At 67.5% G+C, this 9,541-nt stretch carries 10 protein-coding genes; 3 read left to right on the forward strand and 7 right to left on the reverse strand.

The annotated features are described in order from the left end of the window. Positions 1-113: 113 nt before the first annotated feature. Genes dnaQ through GPA27_RS13765 form a run of 3 tightly spaced genes read right to left on the reverse strand, consistent with a single transcriptional unit; the run spans position 114 to position 2,090 of the window. Positions 114-842 carry a DNA polymerase III subunit epsilon gene (gene dnaQ, locus GPA27_RS13755; RefSeq protein ID WP_169141191.1) on the reverse strand — a complete coding sequence of 243 codons (729 nt, stop codon included), beginning with the start codon at positions 840-842 and terminating at the stop codon, positions 114-116. A 45-nt stretch (positions 843-887) separates the two neighbouring features. Continuing rightward, positions 888-1,349 carry a ribonuclease HI gene (gene rnhA, locus GPA27_RS13760; protein ID WP_169141192.1) on the reverse strand — a complete coding sequence of 154 codons (462 nt, stop codon included), beginning with the start codon at positions 1,347-1,349 and terminating at the stop codon, positions 888-890. Beyond that, on the reverse strand, positions 1,350-2,090 hold the full coding sequence (locus GPA27_RS13765; protein ID WP_169141193.1) for a class I SAM-dependent methyltransferase: 741 nt from the start codon (positions 2,088-2,090) through the stop codon (positions 1,350-1,352). On the opposite strand from GPA27_RS13765, the gene gloB reads away from it, so the two are divergent. Next, positions 2,089-2,880: a hydroxyacylglutathione hydrolase gene (gene gloB / locus GPA27_RS13770; protein WP_169141194.1), complete on the forward strand. Its 792-nt coding sequence runs from the start codon at positions 2,089-2,091 to the stop codon at positions 2,878-2,880. The genes GPA27_RS13765 and gloB overlap by 2 nt on opposite strands. Positions 2,881-2,889: 9 nt before the next feature. Here the strand turns inward: gloB and GPA27_RS13775 are convergent, their stop codons facing one another. Beyond that, positions 2,890-3,858: a diguanylate cyclase domain-containing protein gene (locus tag GPA27_RS13775; protein WP_169141195.1), complete on the reverse strand. Its 969-nt coding sequence runs from the start codon at positions 3,856-3,858 to the stop codon at positions 2,890-2,892. 231 nt (positions 3,859-4,089) lie between these two features. Between GPA27_RS13775 and GPA27_RS13780 the strand changes: the two genes are divergently transcribed. Next, positions 4,090-5,604 carry a transglycosylase SLT domain-containing protein gene (locus GPA27_RS13780; RefSeq protein ID WP_246261100.1) on the forward strand — a complete coding sequence of 505 codons (1,515 nt, stop codon included), beginning with the start codon at positions 4,090-4,092 and terminating at the stop codon, positions 5,602-5,604. 26 nt (positions 5,605-5,630) lie between these two features. On the opposite strand, the gene GPA27_RS13785 is transcribed toward GPA27_RS13780, so the two are convergent. The 3 genes from GPA27_RS13785 to GPA27_RS13795 form a co-directional block, all read right to left on the reverse strand. Continuing rightward, on the reverse strand, positions 5,631-7,715 hold the full coding sequence (locus tag GPA27_RS13785) for an ABC transporter ATP-binding protein (RefSeq protein ID WP_169141196.1): 2,085 nt from the start codon (positions 7,713-7,715) through the stop codon (positions 5,631-5,633). Positions 7,716-7,794: 79 nt separating this feature from the next. Continuing rightward, positions 7,795-8,274 (reverse strand): FKBP-type peptidyl-prolyl cis-trans isomerase, encoded by a 480-nt coding sequence (locus GPA27_RS13790; RefSeq protein WP_169141197.1) that lies wholly within the window; start codon positions 8,272-8,274, stop codon positions 7,795-7,797. Continuing rightward, positions 8,240-8,752 carry a peroxiredoxin gene (locus GPA27_RS13795; protein WP_169141198.1) on the reverse strand — a complete coding sequence of 171 codons (513 nt, stop codon included), beginning with the start codon at positions 8,750-8,752 and terminating at the stop codon, positions 8,240-8,242. The genes GPA27_RS13790 and GPA27_RS13795 overlap by 35 nt, the downstream gene beginning before the upstream one ends. 139 nt (positions 8,753-8,891) lie before the next feature. On the opposite strand from GPA27_RS13795, the gene lexA reads away from it, so the two are divergent. Further along, positions 8,892-9,503: a transcriptional repressor LexA gene (lexA, locus tag GPA27_RS13800; protein ID WP_169141199.1), complete on the forward strand. Its 612-nt coding sequence runs from the start codon at positions 8,892-8,894 to the stop codon at positions 9,501-9,503. The last annotated feature ends 38 nt before the right edge of the window (positions 9,504-9,541 follow it).

Raw genomic sequence — 9,541 nt, forward strand, 5'->3', positions numbered from 1 at the left:
GAGCCGTAGGCCGAAGTTGCCAGCTGCGCCGCCGTATGATCGCCCGCTCAAACCCAACCGCCGCGTGGCGGAAGGCGCTGCGCTTTTCCGCGCTACGGGTTTATCGCGCGCCTTCAGGTGGCCGGTGCTTCCTCCGCGGGCACTGGCGGAATCCACAGGCACGCGCCCTTGTTGGCCTTGGTGATGTCCTGCAACACGCGGTCGTGCTCGACCAGTTCGTCGGCCGAGGGGCGCAGCACGCGCAACGGCGGCCGCTCGATCGGACTGCCGCTGGCGTCGAGACCGCCCATCGCCGGCTCGTCGTCGAGCAGCATCATCAGGCTTTCCTGCCCGCGGGTCATCGCCAGGTACACGTCCGCGAGCAGTTCCGCGTCGAGCAGCGCGCCGTGCAGGGTACGCGCGGCGTTGTCGATCTCGAAGCGGTCGCACAGCGCATCGAGCGAGGCCTTCTTGCCCGGATTCAGCTCCTTGGCCATCTTGAGCGTGTCGATCACGCCCGTGCACAGCGCCCCGAGCTTCGGGTGCCCCAACAGCGACAGCTCGTGATCGAGGAAGCCGACGTCGAAGCTCGCGTTGTGGATCACCAGTTCCGAGCCGCGGACGAAATTCATGAAATCGCCCACGACGTCGCGGAATTTCGGCTTGTCGGCGAGGAAGTCCTCGGTGATGCCGTGAACCGCGATCGCTTCGGCGTCGATCCCCCGTTCCGGGTTGATATAGACGTGAAAATGCTGCCCGGTCAGGTTGCGGTTGAGCAACTCCACGCAGCCGATCTCGATCACACGGTCGCCGTTGCGCCAGTCGAGGCCCGTGGTTTCGGTATCCAGGACAATCTGTCTCAAGGGTTCATCCCCGGTAGTTCGTTCGCGCCCTCGCGGGCCGGTTGATCAGATCTCGGCGACGGAACCGCCGCGTACGCGCACGGCTTCTACACCGCGGCGCGCGAGTTCGTCCGCGCGCTCGTTCTCCGCGTGCCCCGCGTGACCGCGTACCCAGATCCACGCGACCTTGTGGCGGCTCGCCGCCTCGTCCAGCGCGCGCCACAGGTCCTCGTTCTTCACCGGCTCGCGCGAAGCGGTCTTCCACCCGCGCTTCTTCCAGCCGTGGATCCACTCGGAGATGCCTTTCTGCACGTACTGGCTGTCGGTATGCACGCGCGCCGCGACCGGGCGCTTGAGCGTCTCCAGCGCGCGGATCACCGCGAGCAGTTCCATGCGGTTGTTGGTCGTCTGCGGCTCCCCGCCCCAGATCTCCTTCTCGTGCGGACCGCTGCGCAGGATCGCGCCCCAGCCGCCGGGTCCCGGGTTGCCGCTGCAGGCCCCGTCGGTAAATATCTCGACTTCTTCCATCTATTCCACTTTCTGTACGCCGCCCGTCACCTGTCGCCCGCGCTGGGCCACCGGTGCAAGACGCTTTGCCGCGGCGCGCGCATCGCGCCAGTTCGGCGTTATCAGGCGCATTCCCTGCACCCGCTTGATGCCCTGAATGATGTAGGCACCACCACAAATCGGCCACCAGCGGTCGCCCGCCTTGTCCATGAAGCCCCAGCGCTCCAGCCATTTCGCGCTCGAAAACGCAGGCGCGTAGCAGCCGAAGCTGCCGCCCTGCGTCTCGAAACCCAGCAGCGCCAACCAGTCCTTCGTGCGCCGCACCGACAGGTATTGCCCACGCCACGGATAGGTCCCCGAACGCCGCGCCGCCAGGCGCCGCAATCCCCACAGGCTGAAGGGATTGAATCCGGCGATGATCACGCTGCCCTCTGGCACCAGCACCCGCTCGACCTCGCGCAGCACCTGGTGCGGATTGCGCGAGAATTCCAGCACGTGCGGCAACAGCACAAGATCGATGCTCGCCGACGCGAACGGCAACGCGCCGCCCTCCGCAACGACTGCGATGTCGCCGGAGCGCGCGCAATGGAAACGGAACGGAATGCGGTTGCCGCGCAGGAAGTCGTATTCCGGCAATCCGATCTGCACGGCGTTGTAGCCGAAAATGTCGGCTACCATGAGATCGAACTTGGCCTGTTCCCATCGCAGCAGATAACTTCCCTGCGGGGTTTCAAGCCAGTCCGACAGACTGAGGATGGACATGGACGATCAGCACTCAAAAATCCGCAGCGCCGACATTATCGCTCTTCCGGCCTTCCGCGATAACTATATCTGGTTGCTTCGCCGCGGTCCCTGGGCGGCGGTCGTCGACCCCGGCGACGCATCGGTCGTCGAAGCGGCCCTGCAGGAGCACGGCTTGCAGCTCGTGGCGATCCTGCTCACCCACCACCACGACGACCACATCGGCGGCGTCGCCGAACTCGCCGCGCGCCATCACCCCGCCGTGTTCGGGCCCGCCGGCGAGAACATCCCCGGCGTGACGCGCAGTGTCGGCGAAGGGGGCGAGGTCGTCCTTCACGCCCTGGACCTCCGGTTCACCGTGTTCGCGATCCCGGGCCACACGACCACGCACATCGCCTACCACACGCCCGGCGTCCTGTTCGCGGGCGACACGCTGTTCAGCGCGGGCTGCGGCCGCCTCTTCGGCGGCACGGCCGCGCAACTGCACACCTCGCTGCAGCGCCTGGCGCAGCTTCCGGGTGACACCGCGGTCTATAGTGCCCACGAATATACGCTTGCCAACCTCGCCTTCGCCCGCGCCGCCGAACCGGTCAACCCGGCGCGCGACGTCTGGCTCGCCGAATGCGAGGCCCTGCGCGCCGCCGGCCGCCCGACCCTGCCCACCACCATCGCGCGCGAACGCAGCATCAATCCCTTCCTGCGTACCGACGCCCCCGGCCTGATCGACACGGTCGCGACACACAGCGGCCAGCGTCCGGCCAACTCCGCCGAATGCTTCGCCGCCCTGCGCCGCTGGAAGGACGTGTTCTGACCGGCTCGGTTACTGAACCATGGCGAGCGCAGGCGCCGCGGCAAGGTGCCAGCGGTTGCGGCCGTCGCGCTTGGCGCGGTACAGCGCTTCGTCGGCACGCGCGAGAAGGGTCGCGAAGCCGCCGTCGTCGCTGCGCTCGGGTCTCGTCACCGCGATGCCGACGCTCACCGTCACGACGCGCGCCGCGGTCGAGTGGCGGTGCGTGATCGCCAGGGCCTCGACCGCGCTGCGCATCGACTCGGCGACGATCGCGGCGCCCTGCGCGTCGGTGTCAGGTAGCACGACGGCGAATTCCTCGCCGCCGTAACGCGCCACCAGATCGACCGGCCGCCGGGTGTTGCCGGCCAGTGTGCGCGCGACCGCCTTCAGGCACTCGTCGCCCACCTGGTGACCGTACGCGTCGTTGAACTGCTTGAAGCAGTCCACATCGACCACCATCAGCGCAATCGGCGCCCCGCTGCGCGCGCTGCGCCGCCATTCGCGCGACAGCGTCGCGTCGAAGGTGCGGCGGTTGGCGATCCCCGTCAGCCCGTCGAAGGCCGACAGGCGCGTCAGCTCGCGATTCGCCTCGTCCAGCTTGCGCGTGAGCGCCACGAGCGAGGCACGCATGTGGGCAATGCGCTGCATGGCGCGGACCTTGGCCTTGAGCACCGCCTCGGACACCGGCTTGACGAGATAATCGTCGCCGCCTACGGCGATGCCGCGCTCGATGTCCTCGTCACGCGTCCGCGCCGAAAGGAAGATGATCGGCGTCCATTCGCCATCCGACTCGAGCTGGCGAATGCGCCGTGCGACCTCGAAGCCATCCATCCCGGGCATCACGACGTCGAGCATGACGAGATCGGGGCGTGACTGACGGAAGGCATCGATGCCGGCCTCCCCGTCGCGTCGGTGCACGGTTTCGAGCCCCATCCCGCCGAGCATCCGGCAGATCAGGGCGGCACTCGTCACGGTGTCTTCTATTACGAGAACCTTCATGCCAGTCGATATTCCAGCGGAACGATAAAACCTTGTTATCGTATCAACTAATTTGCAATATGTCGCCAGGAGCAGCACCTCCGCACGACATCGGCCGGATCCGGCCGCAGTTTCCACCCCCTCGCCGGCACCATTCCCGGGCTGCCGGTCGTCGCGCGCGATTTCCGGTTTGACGCACCTTCGCCCCTGCCATAGAGTCCACCCTCTTTTGTCTAACGGGGCGCCGGATTCATGGCGATTCCTCTCCTGCGAATCTTCCTGCTGGTCATCGCGCTGGCTGCGCCAGCGTCCTCCGCGACTGCAGAGGACGCCCCGACCCCGGAGACCCTTGCGCCCGTCGATGCTGCACCGGCCGAAGCCACCACGCAGTCGCTCGGAAGCTTGCGCCCGCCGTCCGCCGCACGTGCGGCGGAAGGTCTCGCCGCCTCGCGCAGCCAGGTACTCGAACTGCGCGACCCCGTGCCGCGCGTGCTCACGCTGGACCTCACGCGCGACGCGAACGACATCTGGGATCGTATCCGGCGCGGCTTCGGCATGCCGGACCTGGATACCGAGGCGGTCGCCGAGCAGCAGCTCTTCTACCTCAACCGGCCCGGTTTCCTGAAGAAGGTGTTCGAGCGCGGCGGGCGCTACCTCTATCACATCGTCGACGAGCTCGAACGCCGCGGCATGCCGACGGAGCTAGCCCTGCTGCCGATGGTCGAGAGCAGCTACAACCCCATGGCCTATTCGCGCGCACGCGCCTCGGGTCTGTGGCAGTTCATCCCCTCGACGGGACGCAACTACAACCTGACCCAGGACAAGTGGGTGGACGAGCGGCGCGACGTCATCGCCTCGACCAATGCCGCGCTGGACTACCTGCAGACCATCTACGAAATGCACGGCGACTGGCACCTCGCGCTCGCATCCTACAACTGGGGCGAAGGTGCGGTCGGACGCGCCGTTCAGCGCAACCTCGCCAAAGGCCTGCCCGCCGAATACAGCCAGTTGCGGATGCCCGAGGAAACCCGCAACTACGTCCCGAAGCTGCAGGCGCTGAAGAACATCGTCGCGCAGCCGGAACTCTTCCATTTCGAACTGCCCTACGTTCCCAACACGCGGCACTTCGTCACCGTGACGGCGCCGGCCGGCATCGACCTCGCGACCGCCGCACGCCTCGCCGAAATGCCGCTCGACGAGTTCATCGCGCTCAACCCCTCGTACAACCGTCCCGCCATCGCGCAGGCCAACTCGCTGGTGATCCCCGTCGATCGCGCCGAACGCTTCCGCGCGCGTCTCGCCGAACACGAGAGCAGCGGCAAGCAGTGGCGCACCTACGAGATGCGCCGCGGCGACACCCTCGCGTCGGTCGCACGCGATTTCGGCCTGTCAGTAAGCGAACTGCACCAGATCAACGGCCTCGACGCGCGCAGCCGGGTCAGCCCGGGCTACACGCTGCTCGTGCCCAACGGCGTCGAACCCGACGGTGCGATCGCCGCGGCCCGGATGATCCCGCGCAACGCGGCGCTCGACACCAGCACGATCCCGTCGGCGTCGACGGCGGACAAGAAGGACGGACGCAAGGGCGCTCAGGCGAAGGACAGCGGAAAAACGCGTGCAGGCAAGGCGTCAGCCGGCAGCCGGAACCGCGCGACCGGGAAGGCTTCGTCAGGAAGCGCCAAAGCCCCCGCCAAATCGGGCGCCAGGGTCGCGCCGAAAGCGTCCGGCAAGTCGGCCAAACCCGCGCAGAAGAACCAGAAACGCTGAAGGCGGCGCAGCGCCTCAGGCGGACCTCAGGCGGGCCAATGGCAGCGCACGCTGCGCCCGCCGCGCAGCTCGGTAACTGCGGGGTACTGCGCACGGCAGATATCGGTCGCGCGATCGCAACGCGGGTGGAAATGGCAGCCCGCAGGCGGCGCCAGCGGCGACGGCAGGTCGCCGACCACCACCGGGCGTGCGGCACCCGCCGCGCCGCCCGCGTGCGCCGCGGTTTCACGCCCGATATCCGGAACCGCCGCGAGCAGCGCGCGGGTGTAAGGATGCGCGGGCGACGCCAGCACTTTCCCGACCGGCCCCTGCTCGACGATGCGCCCCAGGTACATCACCGCAATCTCGTCGGCGAGCCAGCTCACCACGCCGATGTTGTGCGTGATGAAGAGGTAGGCGAGATCGAACTCCGCCTGCAGCTCGCGCATCAGGTTGAGGATCTGCGCCTGCACCGACACGTCCAGCGCGCTCGTCGGCTCGTCGCACACGATCAGTTTCGGGCGCACCGCGAGCGCCCGGGCGATCGCGATGCGCTGGCGCTGGCCGCCGGAGAATTCGTGCGGATAGCGCAGCTTCATTTCCGGCGTGAGTCCCACGCGCGCAAGCAGCGCGTCGATGCGCCCGGCACGCTTCAATGGATCCGGTTCGACGCCCAGAGCGAGCATGCCCTCCTCGATGATCTCGCCGACGCGCATGCGCGGGTTCAGCGACGCGAAGGGATCCTGGAACACCATCTGGAAATCGCGCCGCAGCGCGCGCAAGGCCGACCGGGACAGCCCCGCGAGCGGCGTGCCGTCGAGGTACACCTCGCCGCCCGTCGGCGTCACGAGCTGCAGGATCGCCTTGCCGGCGGTCGTCTTGCCGCAGCCGGACTCGCCCACCAGCGCCAGCGTGCGCCCCGGCGCGAGCGCGAGGCTCACGCCATCGACGGCGCGCACGCGCGCCACCTCGCGCCGCAGTAGGCCCTTGCGCACCGGGAAATGCACCTGCAGGTCGCGCACGTCGAGCAGCGGCACCGTCCTTGCGCCTGAGCGTGCGTCCGCCGCAACGGCCACGGGCGCCGCCACGGGGGCCATGCGCCCTTCCGCATGCTCTTCCGCGTACAGATGGCAGCGCACCGCCTGCGCCCCCAGGGCCTGCCACGCCGGGGCCTCGTGATGACAGCGGTCGAACACATCGGGGCAGCGCCCGGCGAAGCGGCAGCCGGTGAAGACCTGATCGAGCGGGGGCACATGTCCGCCCAGCGCCGCCAGCGGACGGCCGCGCTGGGCGTCGGTCGGCAGCGCGGCGAAGAGCTTGCGGGAATACGGGTGCAGCGGCGCGCGGAAGAAATCTTCGCGCGCGCCGGTCTCGACCAGCTCGCCCGCGTACATCACGCCGATGCGCTGCGCCATGCGCGCGACTACACCCAGGTCGTGGGTGATCAGCAGCATGCCCATGCCGCGCTCGGCCTGCAGACGTGCGAGCAGGTCGAGCACCTGGGCCTGGATCGTCACGTCGAGCGCGGTCGTCGGCTCGTCGGCAATCAGCAGTTCGGGCTCGCCCGCGAGCGCCATCGCGATCATCACGCGTTGCTTCATCCCGCCGGAGAACTGGAAGGGATAGTCGTCCAGCCGCCGCCCGGCATCGGGAATACCCACCGCGTCGAGGAGGCGCTGTGCCTCGGCGCGCGCCGCCGCGCCGCGCAGGCCGCGATGGCGCGCCAGCACCTCGCCGATCTGTGCCATCACGGTCATCACCGGGTTGAGGCTGGTCGAGGGCTCCTGGAAGATCATTGCGATCCGGCCGCCGCGCACCTCGCGCATGCCTGCCTCGCTGCGCGCGAGCAACTCGTCACCGGCAAAGCGCACCTCGCCACCGACGATGCGTCCGGCATCCGGCAGCAGGCGCACCAAGGCCAGCGCCGTCATCGACTTGCCGCAGCCGGATTCGCCCAGTAGCGCGAAAGTCTCTCCCGCCGCGATCGAGAACCCGACGCCATCGACCGGGCGCACGGGCCGTGCGGCAGTACCGATATGCACGCGCAGGTCCCTCACATCCAGGAGCGGAGCGTCGATCGGTCGGACCTGCTGCGCAGCCTGCGGTCGGTCGGTTCCGGCGAGTACGGTCATCGGGGGGGATATCTGCGGAAGTGGATGGAAAAAGGGCCGCTTGCGCGGCCCTGTGGCACTACTGCGACCGGTCGGCCGATCAGTGGTGGTGGCCGCCCGCGCCGTGCACGTGGCCGTGCGCCAGCTCTTCGGCAGTCGCCGCACGCACTTCCGCGATGGTGACGTCGAACACCAGCGCAGTGCCGGCCAGCGGGTGGTTGCCGTCGACGACGACCTTGCCGTCGGCGATGTCGGTGATGCGGTAGATCATTTCCTCCTCGCCGTCGTCGCTGACGCGCTCGAAGGACATGCCGACCTCGATGTTCTCGGGGAACTGGCTGATATCCTCGACCAGCACGAGTTCCTCGTCGTAATCGCCGAAGGCATCCTCGGGCTGCAGCTTGACCTTCAGCTGTTCGCCGACTTTCTTGCCGTGCAGCGCCTCCTCGATGGCGGGGAAGATGCCATCGTAGCCGCCGTGCAGATAGACCAGCGGCTGCTGACCATCATCGATCATGTTGCCGTCCGGGTCGACGACGGTGTACTTAAGCGTTACGACGCTGTTCTTGACGATTTCCATTAGCGTTCTCTGTTTCCAGTTTCCTGACCAGTTCGAAAACCCCCGCCGCATGACCGCGGGGTGTAACGTCGCGGAGTACGTGGCAGACGATGCCTTCCTTGTCGATCACAAAGGTCGTCCGTGCCACGCCCATCTTCTTCACACCATCGACTTCCTTGGGCTGCCAGACATCGTAGAGCCGGCACACCTCGGTCTCCACGTCGGAAAGCAGACGTATCGACAGACCGTGCTGGTCGCGGAATTCGGCGTGGGTCAGGCAATCGTCGGGACTGACGCCAACGATGATGCAGCCGTAGCGGGCGAAGTCGTCTTCATGATCGGAGAAGTCGGCCGCCTGCAGGGTGCATCCCGGCGTGTTGTCACGAGGGTAAAAGTAGAGGACCACATGATGCCTGCCGCGTTCTGCGGCGAGGTCGAAATCCTCCATGTCCGCATCCGGCAGCGAAAACGTTGGCGCGATATCACCGATCTGCAACATGTGATCTCCCTGACGTCGTTGGATTCTAGCCGAGACACGAAGCGAACTCTACCTGCGTCTCCCCCGCTTGCGCTACACCGATTTAATGCTTGCGGATCAGCGGAAGCTGTTTAAAATTACAGTTACTCCGGAGAAACCCATGAGCAGCCGCGACCATAACCTGACCGCCCGCCAGGGCGAAATCCTCGACTTCATCCGCCAAACGGTCGAATCCGAGGGGCGTCCGCCGACACGCGCCGAAGTGTGTACGGCGTTCGGCTTCCGCTCGCCGAACGCGGCCGAAAGCCATCTGCGCGCGCTCGCGGCGAAGGGCGCGATCCTGCTTGAGGAAGGGCGGGCGCGCGGCATCCGCCTTGCCCAGGGGCTCGGCCTGCCGCTGATCGGCCGGGTCGCGGCCGGCAGCCCGATCCTCGCGGTCGAGCACATCGAGTCGCGCCACCAGATCGACCCGGCCCTGTTCTCGCCGCGTGCCGACTACCTGCTGCGCGTGCGCGGCATGAGCATGCGCGACGCGGGCATCCTCGACGGCGACCTGCTCGCCGTGCACCGCAGCCAGGAGGCGCGTTCCGGACAGGTCGTGGTCGCCCGCGTCGAGGACGAGGTGACCGTGAAGACCTTCACCAGCAAGGGCCCCATCGTCAGCCTGCTGCCGGCCAACCCCGATTTCGAGCCCATCGTCGTCGACACCCGCAGCACCCCCCTGACGATCGAGGGGATCGCCGTCGGCCTGGTGCGCAACGGTTCGCTGTGAAGGCTTCCGTGGTGATCCCGATCCCCATTCAGCCTCCC

It is taken from the genome of Aromatoleum toluolicum, assembly GCF_012911005.2.
In the GTDB taxonomy this organism is placed as follows: Bacteria; Pseudomonadota; Gammaproteobacteria; order Burkholderiales; family Rhodocyclaceae; genus Aromatoleum; species Aromatoleum toluolicum.

Bases quoted from the DNA above. Each gene is read 5' to 3' on its own strand.
- rnhA (WP_169141192.1), bottom strand. From the start codon at position 1,349: ATGGAAGAAGTCGAGATATTTACCGACGGGGCCTGCAGCGGCAACCCG.
- GPA27_RS13785 (WP_169141196.1), bottom strand. From the start codon at position 7,715: ATGACCGTACTCGCCGGAACCGACCGACCGCAGGCTGCGCAGCAGGTC.
- lexA (WP_169141199.1), top strand. From the start codon at position 8,892: ATGAGCAGCCGCGACCATAACCTGACCGCCCGCCAGGGCGAAATCCTC.
- GPA27_RS13780 (WP_246261100.1), top strand. From the start codon at position 4,090: ATGGCGATTCCTCTCCTGCGAATCTTCCTGCTGGTCATCGCGCTGGCT.
- GPA27_RS13795 (WP_169141198.1), bottom strand. From the start codon at position 8,752: ATGTTGCAGATCGGTGATATCGCGCCAACGTTTTCGCTGCCGGATGCG.
- GPA27_RS13775 (WP_169141195.1), bottom strand. From the start codon at position 3,858: ATGAAGGTTCTCGTAATAGAAGACACCGTGACGAGTGCCGCCCTGATC.
- GPA27_RS13765 (WP_169141193.1), bottom strand. From the start codon at position 2,090: ATGTCCATCCTCAGTCTGTCGGACTGGCTTGAAACCCCGCAGGGAAGT.
- GPA27_RS13790 (WP_169141197.1), bottom strand. From the start codon at position 8,274: ATGGAAATCGTCAAGAACAGCGTCGTAACGCTTAAGTACACCGTCGTC.
- gloB (WP_169141194.1), top strand. From the start codon at position 2,089: ATGGACGATCAGCACTCAAAAATCCGCAGCGCCGACATTATCGCTCTT.